Origin of the sequence: Embleya sp. NBC_00888, assembly GCF_045207655.1 — a bacterium.
In the GTDB taxonomy this organism is placed as follows: domain Bacteria; phylum Actinomycetota; class Actinomycetes; order Streptomycetales; family Streptomycetaceae; genus Embleya.
The window spans coordinates 3,302,658-3,323,609 of the sequence record NZ_CP108784.1; the positions used below are offsets into that span (position 1 = coordinate 3,302,658).

The 20,952-nt window shown below is 63.9% G+C and carries 21 protein-coding genes and 2 pseudogenes; 8 read left to right on the plus strand and 15 right to left on the minus strand.

What is annotated here, in order from left to right; translation table 11 throughout:
* Positions 1-2 precede the first annotated feature (2 nt).
* From OG948_RS13455 to OG948_RS13465, 3 genes are all read right to left on the minus strand, one after another.
* Positions 3-1,196, minus strand: a complete 1,194-nt coding sequence (locus OG948_RS13455; protein WP_406296505.1) for a radical SAM protein — start codon at positions 1,194-1,196, stop codon at positions 3-5.
* A gap of 26 nt (positions 1,197-1,222) precedes the next feature.
* The gene (locus OG948_RS13460) at positions 1,223-2,323 is read right to left on the minus strand and encodes a hypothetical protein (RefSeq protein ID WP_406296507.1); all 1,101 of its coding nucleotides are present in this window, start codon (positions 2,321-2,323) and stop codon (positions 1,223-1,225) included.
* A 334-nt stretch (positions 2,324-2,657) separates the two neighbouring features.
* The gene (locus OG948_RS13465) at positions 2,658-3,269 is read right to left on the minus strand and encodes a hypothetical protein (RefSeq protein ID WP_406296509.1); all 612 of its coding nucleotides are present in this window, start codon (positions 3,267-3,269) and stop codon (positions 2,658-2,660) included.
* Positions 3,270-3,483: 214 nt separating this feature from the next.
* On the opposite strand from OG948_RS13465, the gene OG948_RS13470 reads away from it, so the two are divergent.
* Positions 3,484-3,828: a hypothetical protein gene (locus OG948_RS13470; protein WP_406296510.1), complete on the plus strand. Its 345-nt coding sequence runs from the start codon at positions 3,484-3,486 to the stop codon at positions 3,826-3,828.
* Positions 3,829-3,890: 62 nt separating this feature from the next.
* Here OG948_RS13470 and OG948_RS13475 read toward each other — a convergent pair whose 3' ends face one another.
* The 4 genes from OG948_RS13475 to OG948_RS13490 all read right to left on the minus strand — a co-directional run bounded on the left by OG948_RS13475 (position 3,891) and on the right by OG948_RS13490 (position 8,914).
* Entirely contained in the window at positions 3,891-4,454 is a 564-nt protein-coding gene (locus tag OG948_RS13475) for a DUF6262 family protein (protein ID WP_406296512.1), read from the minus strand.
* Positions 4,451-6,973, minus strand: coding sequence for a tyrosine-type recombinase/integrase (locus OG948_RS13480; protein ID WP_406296513.1), 2,523 nt, complete (start codon positions 6,971-6,973; stop codon positions 4,451-4,453). Before OG948_RS13480 ends, OG948_RS13475 begins: the two co-directional genes overlap by 4 nt.
* The gene (locus OG948_RS13485; RefSeq protein ID WP_406296516.1) at positions 6,970-8,067 is read right to left on the minus strand and encodes a tyrosine-type recombinase/integrase; all 1,098 of its coding nucleotides are present in this window, start codon (positions 8,065-8,067) and stop codon (positions 6,970-6,972) included. Before OG948_RS13485 ends, OG948_RS13480 begins: the two co-directional genes overlap by 4 nt.
* Before the next feature lie 145 nt (positions 8,068-8,212).
* Positions 8,213-8,914 carry a hypothetical protein gene (locus OG948_RS13490; RefSeq protein WP_406296517.1) on the minus strand — a complete coding sequence of 234 codons (702 nt, stop codon included), beginning with the start codon at positions 8,912-8,914 and terminating at the stop codon, positions 8,213-8,215.
* A gap of 136 nt (positions 8,915-9,050) precedes the next feature.
* Between OG948_RS13490 and OG948_RS13495 the strand changes: the two genes are divergently transcribed.
* The 5 genes from OG948_RS13495 (at position 9,051) to OG948_RS13515 (ending at position 12,609) form a co-directional block, all read left to right on the plus strand.
* Positions 9,051-9,491 carry an ATP-binding protein gene (locus tag OG948_RS13495; RefSeq protein WP_406296519.1) on the plus strand — a complete coding sequence of 147 codons (441 nt, stop codon included), beginning with the start codon at positions 9,051-9,053 and terminating at the stop codon, positions 9,489-9,491.
* Between the two features lie 42 nt (positions 9,492-9,533).
* The gene (locus tag OG948_RS13500) at positions 9,534-9,821 is read left to right on the plus strand and encodes a hypothetical protein (RefSeq protein ID WP_406296520.1); all 288 of its coding nucleotides are present in this window, start codon (positions 9,534-9,536) and stop codon (positions 9,819-9,821) included.
* Entirely contained in the window at positions 9,821-10,813 is a 993-nt protein-coding gene (locus OG948_RS13505; RefSeq protein WP_406296522.1) for an MvdC/MvdD family ATP grasp protein, read from the plus strand. Before OG948_RS13500 ends, OG948_RS13505 begins: the two co-directional genes overlap by 1 nt.
* On the plus strand, positions 10,814-11,923 hold the full coding sequence (locus OG948_RS13510; protein ID WP_406296524.1) for a methyltransferase domain-containing protein: 1,110 nt from the start codon (positions 10,814-10,816) through the stop codon (positions 11,921-11,923).
* A 143-nt stretch (positions 11,924-12,066) separates the two neighbouring features.
* Positions 12,067-12,609 carry an ATP-binding protein gene (locus OG948_RS13515; RefSeq protein ID WP_406296526.1) on the plus strand — a complete coding sequence of 181 codons (543 nt, stop codon included), beginning with the start codon at positions 12,067-12,069 and terminating at the stop codon, positions 12,607-12,609.
* Positions 12,610-12,788: 179 nt separating this feature from the next.
* Here the strand turns inward: OG948_RS13515 and OG948_RS13520 are convergent, their stop codons facing one another.
* From OG948_RS13520 to OG948_RS13530, 3 genes are read right to left on the minus strand one after another with little or no spacing between them, the layout of a single operon-like run.
* Positions 12,789-13,634, minus strand: a complete 846-nt coding sequence (locus OG948_RS13520; protein ID WP_406296527.1) for an alpha/beta fold hydrolase — start codon at positions 13,632-13,634, stop codon at positions 12,789-12,791.
* A 30-nt stretch (positions 13,635-13,664) separates the two neighbouring features.
* Positions 13,665-14,468, minus strand: a complete 804-nt coding sequence (locus OG948_RS13525) for an acyl-ACP desaturase (protein ID WP_406296528.1) — start codon at positions 14,466-14,468, stop codon at positions 13,665-13,667.
* Positions 14,469-14,481: 13 nt separating this feature from the next.
* Positions 14,482-15,714 carry a hypothetical protein gene (locus tag OG948_RS13530; protein WP_406296530.1) on the minus strand — a complete coding sequence of 411 codons (1,233 nt, stop codon included), beginning with the start codon at positions 15,712-15,714 and terminating at the stop codon, positions 14,482-14,484.
* A 771-nt stretch (positions 15,715-16,485) separates the two neighbouring features.
* On the opposite strand from OG948_RS13530, the gene OG948_RS13535 reads away from it, so the two are divergent.
* Complete coding sequence (locus OG948_RS13535; RefSeq protein WP_406296532.1) at positions 16,486-16,818, plus strand: Lsr2 family protein; 333 nt, start codon at positions 16,486-16,488, stop codon at positions 16,816-16,818.
* Positions 16,819-16,916: 98 nt separating this feature from the next.
* Here OG948_RS13535 and OG948_RS13540 read toward each other — a convergent pair whose 3' ends face one another.
* From OG948_RS13540 to OG948_RS13560, 5 genes and pseudogenes are all read right to left on the minus strand, one after another.
* The gene (locus tag OG948_RS13540) at positions 16,917-17,297 is read right to left on the minus strand and encodes a hypothetical protein (RefSeq protein WP_406296534.1); all 381 of its coding nucleotides are present in this window, start codon (positions 17,295-17,297) and stop codon (positions 16,917-16,919) included.
* Positions 17,298-18,068: 771 nt separating this feature from the next.
* Positions 18,069-18,902, minus strand: coding sequence for a hypothetical protein (locus tag OG948_RS13545; RefSeq protein WP_406300405.1), 834 nt, complete (start codon positions 18,900-18,902; stop codon positions 18,069-18,071).
* 141 nt (positions 18,903-19,043) lie between these two features.
* Positions 19,044-19,241, minus strand: a pseudogene (locus OG948_RS13550) (J domain-containing protein); the annotation flags it as partial.
* A 294-nt stretch (positions 19,242-19,535) separates the two neighbouring features.
* Entirely contained in the window at positions 19,536-20,492 is a 957-nt protein-coding gene (locus tag OG948_RS13555) for a UvrD-helicase domain-containing protein (protein ID WP_406296536.1), read from the minus strand.
* Entirely contained in the window at positions 20,493-20,615 is a 123-nt protein-coding gene (locus OG948_RS13560) for a hypothetical protein (protein WP_406296538.1), read from the minus strand.
* A 14-nt stretch (positions 20,616-20,629) separates the two neighbouring features.
* Here OG948_RS13560 and OG948_RS13565 point away from each other — a divergent pair.
* A pseudogene (locus OG948_RS13565) lies at positions 20,630-20,863 on the plus strand (type II toxin-antitoxin system PemK/MazF family toxin); the annotation flags it as partial.
* Between the last annotated feature and the right edge of the window lie 89 nt (positions 20,864-20,952).

Sequence of the window (20,952 nt, forward strand, 5' to 3'; positions counted from 1 at the left end):
GGCTATCCCCGGCGCAGCCGGGTCGGGCCGAGTTGGAGCAAGGGCGCAATGCAGCCGGGATCGTCTCCATCGAGGCTGCCGTTGACGTGCAGGCGCATGGCCGGGCATTCGGCATGGCAGGTGGAGTGGCGAGAACATGAGCCGCAGGTCTTGTTCTCGGGAAGGTTACGCATTTGGTGAAACGCCGGGGCGTTGGCCCAGATGTCGGCCAGCTTGCCCGGCTGCCACTGTCCGGCCTTAAAATCCTCTCCCAGGAACGTGCACGGCGACACGCCGCCGTCTTCGTCCACGAACATGATGCGCGTCCCCGCGCCGCAGTCGTTCTCGGACACCAACAACGGTTCCTTGGCACCGGCTTCGACGTTCATGAGGTCTTCTACGCCGCAGTGGTCGGCCTCGTTCAGCTTGACCACCGCGTCGTAGTAGGCCGGAGTGGGCGTGGTGATGATGTCCGTCGTCCCGATGACCCGACCAGCAGGCTTGGCCCGCCGAGCTTTGACGGGTACGCCCAGGTCCCGGCAGAGGTCGAGAACGGCATCGACGTCCGACAGGTTCGAGTTCATCAGGGTGAAGCGCACTGTGGGGCGGATACCAGCTTCCAGCATCCGGCGGATACCCCGGATCGTGCGCTCGAACGATCCGGCGCGGCCCCGGATGCGGTCATGGTTCTCCTTGTCGCCATCCAAACTGACGTTCACCCGCACTTCGTGCCGAACGAATTGCTCCAGGTCCCGAGTCGTCAGGATGGTGCCGTTGGTCGTCAGCGACACCCCCATGCCGTGATGCCGCATGGCGGCCACGAGCTGCCAGATGTCATGCCGCATCAGGGGTTCACCGCCCCCGACCACAATCAGGAAGACGCCCAGCTCGCCAGCTTCCTGAATCAGGGCCAAGAGGTCTGCGGTCGTCGGCTCGGTGCGTCCAGCCGGCGAGGAGCTAGACATGCAGTGGCTACACGTCAGGTTGCAACGGTTGGAGACGCTGACGAACAGCTTCAAGGGGGCGGACAACGCGTCGGTCAGCAGCGGACGCTGGATGCGACGGACCAGCGCTCCGCCGGATTCCAGCTGGTCGACGTGCTCGGCCGTAACCGGCTCGACCGAGTGCTTCACGCAGTCGAAAAGAAGCCATTCTTTGGCCTCTTTGCGGGCCAGAAAGTCGAACCGTAATGCTGCAACGGCGGTGGTGGCTGACATTGTGCACCTCTCGACGTTTCAATTTCCTACGGAACGCGCCGAATAGCCCCGTTGTCGCCATCAACAAAGGCTTCGACGATCTCACCAGGTTGAAGCTGTGCTAGTTGGCTACCGGCTACAGAGATATAGCTGAAGCCTTGGCGTTGCCGAACCACCTCTGGCAAACAGCAAGGGTCGTGACTGAGGCGGAAGCCGTCCACTGCGTCAACTACCAGTGTTTGATCGCCTCGTTCCAGCCGCCGCATAATGACAGGACAGCCAGCAAGGGACGCGGTCCGCTTGATCATGACCGCCGGTTGACCGGGAACATCGGCATCCAGGATGGCCCGGCCATTTTCCCATACGCCCCAAACCAGTGGCGTTCGGTGCCAGCCAGTGCCCTTCTGCATGGCTGGCAATTCGACGCCGCGCGGCATGTCATTGGGAATCGGGCGCAGTTGGACGGCAATGACGCCTCCATCCGACTCGAAGCCCTCGATGTCGAAGTCAAAGCCAAGCTGTCGACGGAGCGCTTGGAGAATCGAGTAAACCCGCACAGGGTCGGCTTCTCTTGTGCTGGCTGACCGGATGTGCGGCCCCTCCACAGAGGCCCGACGGGTCACCCGGTCTCCCGTCACCTCGGTGAACGTCCGTTGGCCCTTGCTGGTGGCCTCAACGAGCAACCGTTCAAGGTAGCAGTAGGCGTAGAAGACACCCGACAGCCCCGGGTCGTGGACGTACTGCTGGAATACGATGGCGCGCGTGCCCGGCGGTGGATGACGCATGGCCGCATCTACTATGGCGACAGCTTGCAATTGATCGACCCCGTCCCAAAACCGGCGACGCGAAGAATATCTGCCGCGAGCACATTCAGGGGAGAAACTTTCACCGTGGCCAGAGAATTTGAGGGCAAAGCCGCCGCGCAACGCCTCGGGTAGATTCCGGATGACGGCGGCTGCACCCGCCGTCAGGACCTCTCTCAGATCGAACACGGTGTCAGCTGGTAGTGCCAGGTTCGGGATATCAGTGGCTCGTCGTAGCAAGCCCAACCCTAAGACGGTTCCGCCTCGCTGATGATATCTATCGATCATTGTGGCATCGGTAATGCCAACGATTGCCAGATGCGCCGCCGCAACCTGACGTGTCACGACGTCTGAACCTTGAACGTTCGGCTCCACCCGTCGACCCCCCAAGATCAAGCGAGAAAGCTCATTGTCAGTGGCTCGCAACCCCTGCTTAGACGGTCGCATAGCGGTGCCCCTGGTGTCTCCCAACTCACCCAAATGGGCGTCGTCGCGTTCTTGGGGCTGTCAGCCGGGGCGTGGGAATCTCAACCAACTTCGCGCCTCGAATGACGTGGCCAGAAACCGCGAGATGGGTGCACCACTTACAGGTGGCCACCTTGCTATCGTCGCCTGACTAAGTAACCGGCAGGCTGCTCCAGCCCGCCTCGTCGAGGTGGGCTGGAGTAGTCCGTGTGCTTTAGGCCGCGACGGTTGTCGCCTGCCCCGTCGAGCTGATCACGTCCTCGGTACGTTCACGCAGGGCCGCTGTCTCAGCTGTGCGGTAGCGGCTGACCGACTCCGTGAGAGTGTTGAGCCGCGACACGACCAAGGCCGAGTCGATTCGCTCCGCCAGGTCGAGGGCTTCGGCACCGGCAGCTGCTGCTTGCTCCGGCTCACCTTCATCCAGCAGGGCGGCCGTTAGACCAATCATGTCCATCGCCCGGCAACGCTCGAAGCCGGGGCCACGTTGGTCGATGGCCTTGCGGAACTCATCACTGGCCTTGAGTCCCGGTGAGCCTTGCTGCGTCAGGTCACGAGCGCTGACGGCACGGGCGCCAGCGTGCTCGGCGGCATCGAAGTAGTCCGCCCAGGACGGCCGCTGCTCGACTTCGGCCAGGAAGACTTCGGCCTCGGCCAGGTTGGTGTCAGCTGCCTTGCGAGCACCCAGGGCGGCATACATCCGGCCGGTTTGGGAGCGAACCAGCGCCCGGACCGTGGGCTCCCGTTCCTTGTCGGCGGCTGCTCTGGCCACATTAAGCAGCTCGAGGGCATCTTGTGGTCGGCCGAGGTAGACCATCTGATGGGCCATGCGCGTCACGATCTCGACGCCGCGGCCTCGCTGCTGGGCTTCATTCGAGGCGTAGACGCCGTATGACCAGTAGCGCTGGGCGAGTCTTATCTAGAGTTGTCAAGGGTCTGCGCAGGTCACAGCCCAGCTGAGCGTCAGGCACGTGAGGCACGTTTTGCTGTGGGTCCGAGATCTTGCCCCTGCGAAGCGGGGAGTCTCGCTAGCGTGCATGCGTATGAGCGAGCGCTTCATAGAGATCAAGCACATAGACGAGTACGTAGTCACGTTTGGGGAGTCCTGGCCAGGGCGGAAGGGCTTGGAGGCCGTGAACGCGGCCTATCCCTCGGTTGTGGTCGACGGATGGAGCCAAGAAGGTTGGGTCTATTTCCTTCCCGGAGGTCAGGACGGTCCCCTCGACGAGGTCGGGCGGATCGTGGTCGTGGGGGCGAGCGGGTCGCTTCCCGTCCGCGTGTGTCGAGACGGCCTGACGCGAGGGCAGTGGAACGTCATCCAGGAACCGTTCAAGTACGGTCAGGAGATTGACTTCGAGCAGTTCATGCATGTGATCCACGACGCCTGATCGAGCGGGGTCTTGAACAGCGTGGAAGGCCTCTGTTCAAGACCCCGCCGTGGTCGTGTCGGTCAGGCGTTCTCGGAACGGATCATCCTGCGCAGGCTGGTGCGGGCAGCCCCGAGGTCTTCCTCTGTCTCGGCGAGCTTTGCCTCGAACTCAGCCCTTTCCCGTTCCAGGGCGTCTCGCTCAGCGATCAGCCGTTCGTTCTGCTGGGTCAGCTCGTTGATCCGGGCGATCAGGTCGCCGGCGGCCACTTGGTCGAGCTGCTGGCCGAGTTGACGTTGCAGGGCGCCTTTGAGCTTGTCGCGCTCGGTCCGCAGCGATGAGATTTCCTGGCGAGCCAGCTCCAGGTCGGTCTTCAGGCCGGCCGCGCCGGCCACCGTGCCGGCAGGGCGACCACGCTGAACTCGGGCGGCTTGCCTGTCTCTTGCCGTCTGGATGTGTTCGCGTACTCCATCGGCATAGACGAGCCAGTTCGACACTCCGGCGATCTTCGCGACCGCCGCGAACGTCACCGGTTGGTCGCTGCTGGCCATGGCCTCGACGGTCTCGAGTACCCTCGCCCGCTTGCGGTGGCTGTCGCGCCGACGGGAGTCGGCGAGGACTTCGGCGGGGGTGCGCTTGCCGCTCACGCGCCGCGCTCCTGACGTTGGATGACGGTAAGCGGCAGTGTGGCGCGGCCGTTCGCGGCCCGGGTCTTGCGGAGAATCTTGCTCGCTTCCTCGATCTCGGCCCGCTCGGCTGGGTCCAGCTCGTCCATCTGCTCCTTCATTCGCTCGGCAACGTCTTTGAACGACGCCACCTGCTCGGCCATGTTGCGCACGACCCATTCCTCGGCATCCATGGCTTCGGCGGTTTCCCGGTCGGCCTTCAGCGATCGGATGTGGTCCTCGATGGCGGGCAGGTAGGAGGGATCGGGACGGTAGAAGCCGCAACCGGCGCACTGGAAGCGGATCGGGCAGGCATGTCCTCCCGCTTTGACGTTGCTGGGCTCGACGCAGCCGCCGAACGGGACCGCGACGGAACGTCGCTCGTAGGAGACATTGGACGCCATCGGGGCCGGGCGCCCGGAGCGGTCGACCACGTGCAGCCGCATCGTCTTCACGGCCTGCCGCTTCCTCTTCAAGGACACCTTGTAGTAGCCCATGGTGGTGGAGGCATCCCGGTGATCCATAAGCTCTTTGAGCACGTCAAGTGGGGTGCCAGCGTCCGCATGCCGCTGAGCGTACGAATGCCGGAAGGCATAGGGATAGATCAACGAGCGGTCGAATGGCAGCGGGGTGCCGTCCGTGTCCGGGACCTCCGAGTCCAGGTTCGGGATCGCGTCGGCCCACTGACGGACCACCCTGGAGATTGCCAGTGTGGGGATGTACCTCTCGGCGCTTCGATCTGTCGGGGCCGGGAAGAGGTAGCGGCCGCCGTGCTCGCTCCGTTGCATCCGCTTGCGCACCTCGAGCCAGTCCTGGACGGTCTTCACAGTGCTGGAGTCGATCGGGAGCCGGCGTCGCAACCGTTTGCCCTTGTGGTTGTCCCAGACGAGGTTGTAATCGCCGTCGACGTGTTCCAGGCAGTCCACCTTCAGCGAGGCGATCTCGCGGGGACGGCGTCCCGTGTCCCGCAGCAGCATGTAGATCGTGCAAAACAGCTTCTTGATGTCGGCGGGCTCCAGGACGCCGTAGGTTGTCCCGTCCGCCAACTGGCCTATGTTCTGGTCGAGTTGCCGGATCACGGACTCGGGTATTGCCTTGCCGATGTCGTCCTCGTTCGGATCGTCCTCGACGATCCGGTGCGAGCGGTGACGCGTGAATCCGCCGGGAACGTCATCCAACAGTCCGGCCTGGCGCCCGAATTCGAGGACCTGCCAGAAGCCCGTCAGCAGGCTGCTGCGGTACTTGTTGGTGTAATCGGCGCCGTCAGCCCTGTTCAGGGTGCTGAAGTAGTCCGCGACCGCCGTCATGTCGGCGAACTGCAAGGCCGAGGGCTCCATGCCCTCGCCGAGGCGTACTGACAGTGCCCGCGAGGCGTGCGTGCAGGCGGTGAGCCGGACCGACAGCCGATGCCCGGTGGGGCGGGTGCTGCGGGCCCACTCCATGGTCACCTCCCGGAGCCAAGGCTGCCGGATCTGAGTGAAATCGATGGTGCCCGAGCGTCGGCGTCCTCGCTTGGTGGCGGTGGCGATGCCGAGTGCAGCGACGTCCCAGACGGGACACCGGGTGGGGTCGATGCCGTTGAACTCGTCGAAGGCGACGCGGAGGTAGCGCAGTGTCTGGCCGCAGAAGTAGACGCCGTTGGTCTGACCCTCGATGGCCCGCATCACTTGCGCCTCGGTCGCGCCCAGGATCAGGCTCGAAAAGCCGGTCAGTCTCGTGGCGAGCGACCGCACGACCCGCGGCACGACTCTTCCCGCGATGGCGTCACGTTGCTGCAAGCCGAAGAGCATCTCCAGTCGCACCGCCGGACTGAGCACGGCCAGGGAGAACTGCGCTCCCGTCAGATACGGAGCCGCGGTGACCGCCCAGGTCTCCGCCGGCACCGGCTCCGGGGACTGCGACATCGCCTTCTTCCACCGCTCGTAATGGGTGCCGCAAAGGCCCGAGCTCACGACACCGTCCAGCGGACAGCCGCCGACGATGCAGCACGGTGCGGCGTCCAGGCCCGGCACCCCGGCGGCCCACTCGACAAGGTGCTCGTCGGTGTCCGCCAAGCCGTCGCGGCGGAACACCCGGTGCCAGCGGGCATGATGGGAGCGACAGAGCCCTCGGCTGGCAGCCGAGCGACAGCACCGGTCTCCGCTGCTGCCGGCGATGCACCGGCTCGGCCGGGTATAGACGAGGTATCGCTGCGGGTCGCGGCGGTAACCGGCGTCGAACTCCGCCTCGTTCAGACCGCTGTCCCGCAGGGCCTCCCTGCAGAACTGGCACCGGCTGTGCGGGGATGGAAGCACCGAGAGGCATTCGGGAGTGCTGCACCGATAGGCGGCGGTTCGCGGGTTGTCTAGGTCGCCGGTGAACAGCCAGGCCGTGCTGTCCCACTCGTCCTCGCGCCAGGCCGGGTCGATCTTCCCGGCAAGGAAGATCCGCCACTGCTCGACCCGGTCGTCGTCCGCAGGCAGTGAAGGGATGGGGGCGACGGATGCGAGGCTGCTGTTCACGCCTGCACCTCCTGGCGGCGCTTGGCCGCGAGACGGTCGACGGCGGCTCGCTTGTCGGCCTCAGTGGCGTGAACGTACGGATCCATGGAGGACGGCGAGACATGGCCAAGGAGGTTCTGCACGACATCGCGTGGGGTGTCGCTGCGGATCCACCGGGTCGCGGCAGTGTGCCGCAGCATGTGCGGGCGAGCAGCGAAGCCCGCCTTGACCGCCAGGCGGTCGAACAGGTCTTTGGCATTGGGGTAGCTCATCGGCTTGCCGAGCGGAGCCCGGAAGAGGTTGACGAACACCATGTCGCAGTCGGCGGCCTCGGCTATGCACTCCCGCTCGTAGAAGTACTCGGCATAGAGCGACACCAGGTTCTCGTCCACGGGAATCCACCGGGGCATGCGGGACTTGGCCAGGGCGCCGTTGGCGTTCTGCCGGCGCCGGACGTGAATGTGCGGGCCGAGTACCTGGCAACCCAGCGAGGCAGACGTGGACAGCAGATGCATGTCCTGCCGGTGCAGACCCAGAGCCTCACCGATCCGGATTCCGGTCGCCCCCAGCAGACAGACCAAGAAGCGGTCCCGGGCCCGGGTCGTGACGTTGACCAGCTGCTCGAACTGCTCGTCGTTGAACCACTCGTAGCCCGGCACGGCGACGTTGAACTTGATGGTCTTCGCGTTGATGACGCGGTACTGACCGTCCTCACCCGCGCTGTACCCCGGAGGCAGGAACGACAGGTACTTCTCCTCCGACAGCATCGCGGCCGTCTCCGGCCGCACCCAACCGTTCGGGACGCCGAACCGCAGGAACTCACCGACCGTGGTCAGGATTTGGTTCGCCGTCGTCCTCGAGCGGTGGCGCGGTTCCGTTCGCCTCCGGCGTCCGCGCGGCGGTAGTGGTTCCTCCACCAACCAGTGCAGGAACCTGGACAGCGCGGCGAAGCCCGGCGCGGCCCAATCCAGACCGTTGGCCGCGCAATACGTCAGGTACAGCGCGACCCGGCCCGCGTACACGCGCTCCGTGTTGATCGAGCAGTCCCGTGACCGCAACGAGGCCACATACGCACTCGCCTCCGAGTGCAACTCGTACTCGTCGGACGCGATCACCCAGCGGACGGATCCATCGGCCGAGACGGCCTTCTCAGCTTTGAAAGTACGCGCAGCGGCGTACGTAACAGACGTGCCAAACACCTAGCAGATACCTCTCAGGAACAGGGATACGGGCACACAATTCTCATGTGCCTCAGAAGTCCTAAGAGCTATAGATAGATGTGCCGAACCGGCCGCAGTCGTGGGACATCCAGCCGGCAAGCTGGGCGAGATCGGCGGCAACAGCAAACACGCGCTGACGCAGGGATGGTGGTACGCCGTCTTGAATCCGGCGGGCCACTTCCGCCAGTTGAGCCACCACCGCTTGACGGTGCATCCCGCCACCGCGGACGGCATCCAGCTTCCTGAAGGTGTCGCACAGGGTCTCAAGGGCGGCCACGCCGTCGGCGTCGAATCCGCTGGTGGCGTTAGTGAGTTGGCGAGGTTGTCCGGTAAGCATCCGGTCGGCAGCCGCTACCAGCGGCACGCCGACGGCGAGTTGGCTGATCTCTCGCCGGTTGAGCATGAGATCAATCTCCGTCCATCCGAGGAGCGTCGCTGCGGCGCTCTCCGTCAACAACGGTAGCTGGATCGAGTTGAGGGAGACGGCCAGCGAAACGAAACCCAGGTCGCCCGGCGTAACCGCCTGCCCGGTGGCCTTGCTGAGCACGCTCGCTACCAGCGCCGGAACGGGTGGCCGCGGCGTTTCGCCACCCAGCCAACGGCGAACTCGTGTGCTATCCGGCGCCACCTGCGGCTCACCGGTACGACGAGCTTCATTTGCTACTTGGCGGGCCAGCTCCCCATGCGACAAACCGGCGATCCGTACCCACAAGGCCAAGTGGACGTTCTCGCTCTTGCCCATGCGTGGTCGCTCCTCCCCAAACGGCAAGCCTCACTCACCGTGATTATTCCGCCACCTTTCGCGGCCCTCAATGTACTGGTGACAGATGGTGTGGGCGGTGGAGTCTCGATGATGCGCCACCCACGAGGAGCACCTGATGAGACTGGCAACCGATTCCGAGACCTGCACCATCGTTCGAAGCGGCGTCACAGCTTGGTCCTACCCCCGGCTACCGGGTTCGGCGGCCCAGGCCCGGCACGACGTGGCCGAACTTCTGCGGCTGGCGGCTCGCAACCGTGATCTGTCGTTCGTGCTGGTGCAGGTGGTTTCGGAGCTGGTCACCAACGTCATCCAGCACGCGGACGGCACTGACAGCGTCCGGGTCGAGCTCGCGCTGAGCAACGGGGCGATTCGACTCGATGTGTCAGACCAACACCCCGGCCGGCCAGAGGAGTTGCCCCTGTCTGACGACGACGAAAGCGGCCGTGGCCTGTGGATCGTTTGGCACCTGACCCGTGAGCTGGGCGGCCAAGTCGTGGTCCTCGATGCCAAACAGGGTGGCGGCAAAACGATCCGGGTCACGCTCCCTGGCGCGTGATCTTCCAAGACAACCGGATCGCCCGATCTTCAAGGAGGAAGCATGTCCCTATTGACTGACCGACTGCCGACCGTCGATCGCAGCATCACCGGTCGCACGCCTGGCCCGCTGGCCAGCCAGCCGTTCGGTCTCGACTTCGTGACGCGGCCGGTCACGATCGCCGACCAGCCGCTGACCATCACCGTGGACCCGCAGTCGCGGCTGTCGTTGGCCGACGACCTGGTCGTCATCGACACGCCCATCCTCACGCCGATCATGGGCTCGTGCTGCAACACCGAGTCGGACGGCCAGACCGTCATCTCCGTGGACACCGACGAGAACGACGACTGATGGCTCAGTTCGGCCAGGGCACGCGCGGCCTCTCGCCGCGCGTGCTCGTCGTCACCGGTGCCTTGGACCCGACCGCGGATTACGTGCTGCGGGAGCTGGGCCGTCGGGAGATTCCGTTCTGGCGCACCGATCTGGCCGACTTTCCCCAGGACTCGACTGTGCAGGCCGAGCTGCGGCCGGATGGCGTCTGGCGTGGCCGGCTGCACGACCAGCGCCACGGCGTGAACCTGGACGAGATCGGGGCGGTCTGGTGGCGCAAGCCGCTGCCGTTCCGCTTCGCCGACGGCATGAGCGAGGCCGAGGAGCGATTCGCCCTGTCTCAAGCCAAGCGAGCCTTTGCCGGTTTGCTGGGGGCCAAGACTGACGTGGTGTGGGTCAACCGGCCGGAACGCAATGCCGACTGCACCAAGCCGGTCCAACTCACGGCCGCCGCCGAAGCCGGGCTCGCGGTGCCCGACACGCTCATCACCAACGATCCGGCCGCCGTCCGACCGTTCGCCGAGAAGCACCACGGCCACATCATCACCAAGGTCCTCGGCGGCATCGTCCACACCGAAGACGGCAAACGCAGCCAGATCTACACCTCACGCGTCGAGCCGGAGCAGTGGGATGACCCCCGGATCGCGTTGACGGCTCATCTGTTCCAGCGCGAGATCACCGACAAGGCGTACGAAGTGCGCCTGACGGTGGTCGGCGACCAACTGTTCCCGGTGGCAATCCACGCGCCCGTTGGCCCGGGTCGTCTTGACTGGCGGCGTGATTCGCCCCATCTCAGCTACACCGACGTCACCTTGCCCAGCGCCGTTGGTAGCGGCGTCCGCCAGATGATGCGTCGCCTCGGCCTGACCTTCGCCGCCGTTGACTTCATCGTCGATTCGCAGGGCGTCCATTGGCTGGTGGACGTCAATCCGGGTGGCCGGTGGGCCTGGATCGAACTCACCCGCAGCGCCATCACCAACGCCTTGGCCGACCTATTGGAGAAAGGCGCATAGATGCCCGCCCCCGACCTCACCGACGAAGCCCAGCCCCTGCGACACAAGCTCGTCCAGACCCTTGTCGACTCCCGCAGGCTGACCGATCCGACCTGGCGCAGAGCCTTCGAGCGGGTGCCGCGCCACCTGTTCATGCCCAGCTTCTACGACCAGGCCGGGAAGGTGATCAGCTCGACCGACCCGGACACCCATGAACAATGGCTGGCTGCCGTCTACTCGGATCGCTCCCTGGTGACGCATCGAACCGATGGGGCTGCCACGTCGTCGAGCAGCGAACCCTCCCTGATGGCCCGGATGCTGGAAGCGCTCGACCTGGCCGACAAGATGACGGTCTTGGAGATTGGCACCGGGACGGGGTACAACGCGGCGCTGTTGGCCGACCGGCTGGGCGATGGCAACGTCGTCAGCATCGACGTGACGCCGGACATCACGACGCCGGCCCGCGGCCGATTGACGGCGGCCAAGTATGCGCCGCTGGTGGTGACGGGCGACGGTGCACTTGGTTGGCCGAACCGAGGCCCCTACGACCGGATTCTCGCCACCTGCGGCATCCACGCGGTGCCGCAGGCGTGGATCGAGCAGCTGACCGACGACGGCTTCATTCTCGCGCCGTTGGGCGGGGCCTTGGTCCGCATCGAACGGACCGGCCCTGGGACCGCCACCGGCCGCTTCCTACTCGGCGGGGCCTACTTCATGCCGCTGCGTCGGGAAGCTGGCGATGGCGTACCGGCTCAGAGGCCATCGTTGCCGAACGACAAACGTCACGCCTCGGTCCTGCCTGCCTCGGCCCTGACCGACCCCGGCTACCGGTTCATCGCCGAGATCGCGCTGCCGCATCTGGTGTGGCAGTACGACCTGGGCGACAACGGCACCATCTCGGCCGCCCGGGTGTGGGCCAGCGACGGTTCCATCGCCGATCTGCACGCCGACGGCACCGTTGCTCAAGCCGGTCCGCGGCAGCTGTGGGACCTGCTCGAACTGGCCTACCAGTCGTATGCCGCCAGCGACCGGCCCGCGCCGGATTGCTACGGCCTGACGGTGACGCCCGACCAGCAGTATGTCTGGCTGGATGCGCCCGACAGTGGCCAGCGCTGGAACCTGAGCACCTAGCCACCGGGGGTTCCCGACAACTCACGCGAGCGCAGATAGGCCCCACTCCCATTGCGAGTGGGGTCTATGCCGTCACGCCCCGGCCCGGATCAGTTCAACCCCTCTGCCAACCTCAACTCCTGTGCCGTGAGAGGCAATTCATCGTGTTCGACCCGCAGCGTGCCTTCAGTCAGCTGACGCCGGCCGACACGCCCAACGCCGTGACCTGGGCCTGTCGCCACGTCGTCGACGTGCTGCGTCAGTGGCGCGTGTCGCCGGAGGTCATCGAGGCGGCCCGGTTCATCACCACGGAACTGGCGACCAACGCCATTGGCTCGCCTGACGAAGGCTGGTCCCAGGCCGGCTCCTACTCGGCCCGCTCGCCGGTAGGCACCATCACCATCTCGTTGTCGTTTGCTGGGTCCACGCTGGTTGTCTCTGTCTGCGAGCCCATCCGCCAGGCGGAGAAGGAAAGGACGGTCGACCGCGGTTCGCTGCTCGCCGCCGTGATGAGCCATCGATGGGGCTACTACTGCCCGACGCCGACCTCGAAGGTGGTGTGGGCCGAGCTGCTGCTTGGCGGGCCGTCTGGTTCTTCACCGGCGGCCGGGGCTACGGCTGTTGCGAGCAGACGGGCTGGCGCCGCCGGAGTGGTGTCCGAGCCGTTGCTCCTGCGCCGCGTGCTGGTTGGGCTGCGGCAGCTGTAGAAGCCCTGGCCGCCTTCCTACTGGAATCTATTTAGCGTTCAGCTCGCAGTCGCCGCATTCAATCGAACTCGAAATCGCTACGTCATTCGGGGGTAAGCTGTCGAAAGCGACTCACCTTCTTGAAGAGATGTGACCAGGATGGCTAACTACGCTCGCTATAGCATTCCACGCCGCGCGACTCAAGCCCGAGTGCCTTCGATATGAGCCACAATAAGCTGGGCAAGTTCAGCCGGATGCTGCTCGGGAATCCAATGAGTGGCACCATCCAATGGGTGGAACATATAGCTACCAGCAACCCAGTCTCCCGTGAGGTGCGCGGCTCTTTTGCTCACGGTGCGATCTTGGGTGCCCCACACGTAAAGAGTGGCGGGACGCACAGCGGAGGCCGTGAATCCGTATCTCACATCGAGAAGCAGCGCTCGATACCAATTGAGAGCGGCTGTTAGAAGTTCCGGATCTCCCGCGAACTTGCGCACGTAGCTGGCGGCAGTTTCTCTATCGAGCCCCAAGCCTGTGAGCCAACGCTGTCCAAGCTGTCCCCGATTTCGGGTCAGCAGCCACTCAGGGAACTTAGGGATCTGAAAGAACAGCAAGTACCAGGAAAGCAAAGCCTGCTTACTAACAAGAAGAGTACGCGACAACGCACGGGGGTGCGGAGTGGAGACTACCGTGAGGGAAGCGATCCGGTTTGGATACCGATCAGCCAAGTACCACGCTACGCCACCGCCCCAGTCATGCCCTACGACATGGGCACGCTCCAGCCCGGCAGCGTCCATGAGTCGGATGATGTCTAGGGACAGCTCTTTCAATCGGTATTCGCCAATCTTCCTCGGGCGAGCTGTCGGCGTGTATCCCCGCTGAAAGGGCGCCATCACATGAAACCCTGCGCGAGACACGCTCGCGCCTACCGAATCCCAACAATGAGCATCTTCAGGAAATCCATGAAGCAGAATAACTGCTTCACCTTTCGGAGGACCTGACTCGATTACGGGAAACCAAAGATCGCCCGAGCTGTAGCTTTCCATATTCCCACTTTAAGGTGTTTGCGGCTCTTCCTACAAGAGTAAAGTCTGATTAGTCTCCAAGAAACGCTTCATCGGCCTCGCGATACTATCCCCAATGAGGTCAGCCAGTAGATCATCGGCCCTCAAAAGCCGTCCCACATACACATCGTCCTCAAGGATCGGCCGGAAGATCTCCAACCACTTCGGCAACCCGAAAAGATCGACACCTGGAGGACGCCACAGGCGCGCGAGAAGTGCGGCAGTGACCCGTCGCGCTTGTCTCGGCTCCAGCAGAACCTGCGCAGCACCCCGATAGAACTTCATGTGCCGACCTTCCTGCTGGGCGATTTGCCTGAGTAAGCCGTCCAGAGCCGGATCGCCCAGCTTCTCCCCAATCCTGCGATAAGTGGTCAGGGCTATGTATTCCTGTACCGAGCCGAGGGTGCAGTAAGCAGCATCTAGATGTGGGACAAGGAACCCGGACAGGTACAGCGCAGGCCAGGTGGCGATGGACCGCAAATCACGGATACTTCGCCGCGAAGAAAAGGTTAAAGATCTTACACCCAACTTTTCTGCTGCTGCTTCCAAGGCTCGTCCATGCTCGGCTTCCTCAGCGAGCCATAGGATGTTGAACTGCTTAATGGGGTTGCTCCGGTCCGCGCGAGTTGCCGCCAGCTTGCGGCGCATCACGACCGAGTCGGTCTCGATGAGACCCAGGGCGTACAGCATCGTCCCATATTCGCAATTAATCGGCGCTTGGATCTTTGCACACTGGTCGCGCCAGCAGATTGGACCCCAAGAGCGCACATAACTGTCGAAGAGTTGACCGATGCGGGATTCGTGCTCAACAATCACGCACTTTCTCCTATTACCACAATATGATGAGCGAATATACGCCGCTAATGGTCGCCAGGAGTTGGAGCACGGCAAGGAAGATATCGCGGGGTCGATTGAAAGGCATGGAACGAATCGTGGCGACCCTCTTGATCCGCTGCGCAATCGCCTCGCACTCGCTATAGAATCTATGGTCCGCTACCAGGGCGGTGCGATTTGCCTCTACCCGACGCAGGGCGATTCCAAGCAGAACCACCTGCCTCTCCCGAAACGCGATGATACGTCGACGCGTAAGCAACGGCGGGAGTCCAAGGTAGAACGGCAAAGTGACGATCCACTGGAGCAGAATCGGCGCGAGCACCCAGGCCCCGATCGGCTGCGGCAACGAGATAGAGATAAGCACGAGAGAGAACCCGTGGATCAGGATAGCAACATAGGTCGGAAGCAAAACTCCTCGTGCTTCGGCCCAGCCGTAGTATCCATCCCGATTGTGCACATCTGCCTGATACTCAAGGACCTTACGCAGCCGCCACAGGGCCACCAAGACGCGACTTCCCGCCAGATTCATCACAATGATGAAGTAGATTCCGAAGGCGCCGATGCACAGGTAGAAGAAGGCGCTGACCGGAGCAACCTGCCAACTTGCCCACCAGTGGGAGTAAACAAGCTTGCCCCAGTCCCGGCGATCTGTCGAATTCGGCGCAAAAATGCTGTAGACGCCAAGCTTATTCTCGCCGACGGAGACCAACACGACGCAGATCAATGCAATAGCGAAGGTAAACCTCGCTGCGCGCCCGACCCTAACAAAGTATGCGTTGGCATTTGCAACTTCTGCGCGAATGGCCGCAGCGTCCGCACCCGTCCGGACCTTGATGGCGCCATTGCGTACCATCGAGGCCAGAAATACCGATATAGAACTCCATTGCCTGAAAGCAAGATATGGAGTGACAGCAAGCGAGAGAATAATGAACAGTGACGGGATATCTCGCCAGATGGGAAAATTCTCACTAACGACCACATCCTTAGCGCACTTCAGTTTCCCCATATGCAGGAAGGTTGCCACGTCCGAGCAGACCTGACCTCGGATGCCGGGGGTGGAGAACTCACCATAAATAGCTGAAAGAATGAGCACCAGCATCAAGGACGTCGGGGCAGCAAGGAGCATCCATCCTGTGCGCCAGCCATGGTTGCGAAATTTTGAAAGAAGCAGCGGCTCGGCGTCAAAGATCCTGAACGCGTAACCACTGACTGTCGGCGGAGGGGGCATCTCTGTTTCCTAATATTCTTGGGTTGCCACGCCAGGCACGCGCTCGCCGCCTGAGTCACCAAATCGAACAGGTGAGCCAAGCTACCGGACGGTAGGGTTTTCGGGCCCATCCGAGAGCCCATCCCACGAGTGGACAAGTTGACGAGAAGGCTGTCAAGCAGTTTGGCCGTATTGCAGGGTCTGTTGGATGTGCTGCTGTCATATAGCTCTGAACGTGCCAGACGAAAGGCGACCTTGCCCAGGCCGAGATACGTCTCGGAGGAACGTTTCTTCCTGGCCTCGGCCAACCCAAATGCTCGGGACCTTCTCCCCTTCTCCGGCCGACGCAGATTTCATGACATGATCCACAACCGCCAGCTCGTTCGCGGAACGAAATCGCGGACAGCTTGACCAACACGCCAGAAGCTTGCCGTCGTCAATGAATCAGCAGCCAGCATCGGGGGGAAGCTCCTCCGCGAGCACTTCCGTGAGCAGATGGCTATGCGAAATGCGCGTGGCACGGTACGAAGTTCGAGGGCGCCATCGAGTACGCCATAACTGACGATTTCCGGCTACAAACCCGAGACTCGTCTCGGCAAGCCTCGGCACAGCAATTCCAGCCTTTGGGTAGCTGCAACTTCCCGTGAGGTCGGCCAGCGCGTCGCCGCATTCGTCTGCCTGAGATGGACGAGTGAGGCCAAGACTTCCCAGACCAGACACTGAGACGACGTGAGCCCCTGGGCCTGTTTCTCCGTTACGATTCCCTCCCTCCCAGGAAGGGGATTTCTAACAATGGCTCAGCGCGTAGTCACGTTGTTCACGGATGACATCACCGGCAACGAGGGTGAAGACATCGCGACGCACACCTTCAGCTTGGATGGCGTCACCTACGAAATCGACCTCGGCCAGGAGACGTACCAGCAACTGCTGGACGCTCTCGGTCCGTTCTTCAACGCCGGGCGGAAGACCGGTACTGCCCGTCGCAGCAAGGCAGTTCGCGCGGCAGCTGGCCAAGGGCCCGACCCCGTAAAGGTCCGTGAGTGGGCCCGGTCGAGCGGCATCGAGGTCAACGCCCGCGGTCGGGTTCCGGCTGACCTCATCGAGAAGTACCAGGCTGCCCACTAAGCGGGCCTGGGCCCCAGTGGGGCTGCTGCTAGAGCTTTCGGCGCACCGTGGCCAGCCTCCAATCGGAGGCGTCGGCCCGGTGCGCCGCGCTATTGACCCTAGGCGATGGGCGGCTGCACCTGCTGGCCCGTGAAGCGCGTCCGGGCAGCCTGCGGCTCCTTGCCCAAGACATAGATGACCGACAACGACACCGCCGCCACGCACATACAGGTCACTGCCAGGCCCGCTTCGCCGACATCCACCAGGTGCCACGACAGGACGAACAAGAGGATGACGGTGCCGAAGCCGCACAGCATCGTCCACAGCCGATGACGTGCTCTCGTCTGGCGGAGCTGGAACTCGCGGACAGCATTTCTTTCCAGGTAGTCCAGGACCTTATCCACCTTGGCCTCGTCGAGGCCCAAAAGCATGCCAAAACCCTCAAGCTCGTTCGCAAGCCCGGGAACCGGTTGTGGTTGTGTCGGGTCATCCGCTTCCATTAGACGGCCCTCCCCCCTTGGAGTTGGTACCGTTACGTTCTCGGCCTCGAATACTCGCCAGGACCTGAACAATAGCTAGAAGGTCCTGACTGGTCAGGGAACGAGCGAACCTGACGGATACCACAGACACGGCGACCGCAACACCTGCGACAATAAACCAACCCGTCCAGTCGTATGCGAAGAACAAGGCAATGGAGGCAATCATCCACACCCACCAATTTGCCCAAGCCGCGAGCTTCACATATCGCCAGATAGGATGTGACATCTCTACGTGGCCATCACACATCATGATGTCGGACCCAGATGATGCCATCTTGTACTGATTCCTGCCAACGGAATCGACATGCTGATGTAGGCGGTCGCCTGTAGCGGGTTGCCCCGAGGATAATTTTTTAGTATTGCGCTCTGGGGAGACGGATTGGATGAGGGCAGCCGTTTCTGGCTGGGTAAGCTCGGATTCGAGTTGCCGCACGCTCTCTAGTGCTTCCTCACGCGCGTCTTGGCGGGCCAACTGCCACTCGATCTCGTGATCGAACCCAGCTAGGCGATCAAGGACGCGCTGGACTAGTGGCGCCTTTTCCATGTGCCCCCTGTCCGTGATCACATGGCGAGCTTCTACATTGCCGGTTGCCCCCAGTATGGGCACTCCGAGCAACTGCCGCCCAGTGCTTGCCCAACCCGTTGCCAAGCCAACGATTCATCGCGAAAGAATCACCAGCCCGAATGATCACTAACGGACAATCCGTGGCTGCTTCCGGTCCTGGTGGGGTTTTAGGCGCACCGCGACGAACCCAGCTCATGGCTCCACTCGGAGATGAAGGCGGTGCGCTTCGCAGCCTCAACCGAGGCGTCCAAGAAGTCGTGCCGGTTGAACAAGCTGCCGTTCAGGGGCTCCCACGGGCTACCCCAGCGCACGAGCACTTCCACGAACTCGTAGCGGCCGTAGACATGGCCGTCGTGGGTGAAGCCGTCTTGGGCGTTGGCACGCTCCCAGTACGGGAAGGCCGGAGTCCACCACGCCTGATACGGCTCGTTCTTGCCCGGCACCATGACCGACCAGACCGGCTCCTGGCTGCTGGGCTCGCTGGTGAGGTAGTAGGAGATCACGCCCCCGGCCTGCTTGACGGAGCAGTACGTGCCCGAGGCAGGTTCGGCCGCCGGAAGCGTCCGCTGATCCGACGGCCCGGACGGTTGACCCGCAGCCACCAGCGCCACCACCGCCAGGACCAGGGCCAGAACGAGCCCGAGCAACAATCCCCGCGTCCGTGAGCCGAGGTGACGCCGCGGTTGCTTCGGTGCCACCACAGGCTCCGGCGGCGGCGCGGGCACGATGACCGCGAGCAGCGTGACGCTGACCGTGACCTCGTCCATCTGGACCCGCAGCTTGTCGGTGCGTTGGCCGGTCGGCGTATCGGCCGCGATGGGTTGGCCGTACACGCGCAGATCGACCGTCGACACGTCTCGGAACTCGGCCGGGCCGGTGAACCAGAACAGACCCGACTCGGTGATGATCCGCGCCCGCCCGATCTGCGAGCCATCCGTGAAGCCCAACGTCACCGGACGCATCTTCGGTCGTTCGCCCACGGCGACGATCCCGAAGTCCACAACCTGTGGATGGGGCTCCACGATCCGCGGTGGTGGCGGTGGAGGTGGCGGTTCACGACGCGGTGGAGGCTGGTTGGCTCGGGGCTGTTGCGTGTGGTGCTGGCTGCTCGTCTGGCGACGGCGAGCGGCGTCGTACTCGCGGCGCAGGAGTGGACTGCGCAGCACTTGGTAGGCCCGATTGATCCAGATCATGTCCTCGTGGGCTCGTGCAGCCTGCTCGTTTGGCCGTCGGTCGGGATGGGCCTGCCGAACGCAGGCAAGGTAGGCCCGCCGGATGGTCTTTGAGTCGGCATCGGGCCGGATGCCAAGCACGGCGTACAGGTCGCGTGGCGGCGTCACGAGCCACCGCCTGGTGCTAGCGCGAGGCTAACGGCGACGCCGGACGATGCTGATTTGCTCTGGCAGCCTTCGACACGCCTGGGTGCTGGCTGACCTGCGAAGACGTACGATCCCGGACTCATTCGGCACCGTCCGGCTCGTCGTCCCGCTCACTCTTAATCAGCGGGTCCGGGGTTCGAGTCCCTGGCGGCGCACAGCGGCAACACCGAGAAGGGCCCGTCGATTTCGGCGGGTCCTTCTCGCCGTCCACACCCTCGCGAGGCCCCCGGCCGGCCGATCGGGCCCACCCGGCGGTCAGCCGATCCGCCCCTTCCACACCGACTCCCGAGCGCGCGAGATCGCCACGAAAAGTTGCCTGCGCGCCAACTCCCGGTGTTCCGCCAGGACCGCCTCGCTCACGTCGGCGAAGTCCGGCGATCCGGCGATCCGCACCGAGGCGTCGTATCTGGGCAGGAAGACGTGCTTGAACTCCAGCCCCTTGGCCCGGCGATAACTGCCGAGCTTGATCGCGTTCGCCTCCACGCCGTGGTAGCTCTCCAACCCCAGGACCGGCAGCCGGGCCTTCGTCAGGAGGCGCCGATAGTGCTCGATGTCCTTGCGGGACGGGCAGAGCACCGCCGCGTCGCCGATCGCCCCGGCGTCCGCGAGCGCGCGCAGGGCGGCGACCAGCGCACCGTCGTGCTCGGCCCCGGTCGGCCAAGCTCCCTCGAAGGTTTCGCCGTCGTGATAGGTGAGTTCGACATCGCGACGCCCGGAGAGCCGGTCCCCGTCGAAATTCTCGAAGTCGTCGTCGGCCACCACGGCCAACGCGCTCCGCAACACCTTCGCCCGGTTGCGGTAGTTGACTCGCAAAACCTGCCCCCGGTCCCCTCGGATGTCGATCCCCGCGTCGGCGAGCCGGAACCCGCCCGGATAGACCGCCTGCTGCCCGTCACCAATCAGCAGCAGACCGTTCGGGGCGTCGCCCACCAAGGCGTGCAACAAGCGCACACCGACCAGAGTGAGATCCTGCACCTCGTCGACGATCACGCAGGTGTAAGGCGTGGCCCCCGGCGCACTACGCACCTCGTCCAGGGCCATCCGCAGGACATCCCCGAAGTCCTGCACGTCGCGCTCGATCCGCAACCGCTCGTAGTGCTCGTACAGGGCCCAGACCGCCTCGCGGGCCGGCTTGCGCAGCAGGGTCTTGCGGCCGCGCCGAGGCAGCGCCGCGTACTCCGCGAAGTCGGTAATGCCGCGGCCCTTGATCACCTACTCGATCTCGTCCCGCCAGTGGTTCGGCGAGGGCGACAGCTCGGACAGCCGGCTGTCGCGCCCGAACCGCACCCAGACCAGGCCGAACGCGGTCCCCGCCGCACCGCTGTCCAGCCGCACCCGTCGTCTCCAACAACATTCGCAATCGCGCTCTGAACGATTGCCTCGCGGTCCGACTGACCACCTCGGTCAAACCACAAATGCCCAGCATCGTCGAACTAGGCCCGGCCGACCCCATGGTCGGACGCGTCCTGTGCGACGACATCGCCCTCCTCTATCGTGACGACTTGGACGAGGACCGAGGCGCCCTCACCCTCGCCACCATGGCGAAAATTGCCGCTGGGCTCCGCGCCGCGCTCGCCATCTGAAGCCGGCCCCGAATCGCCCCGGTCGGCCGTAGCGCGGTTGACCGATGTTCGCTCCTGCGAGGCTCGCGACAGACGGCCGGTGACACAAG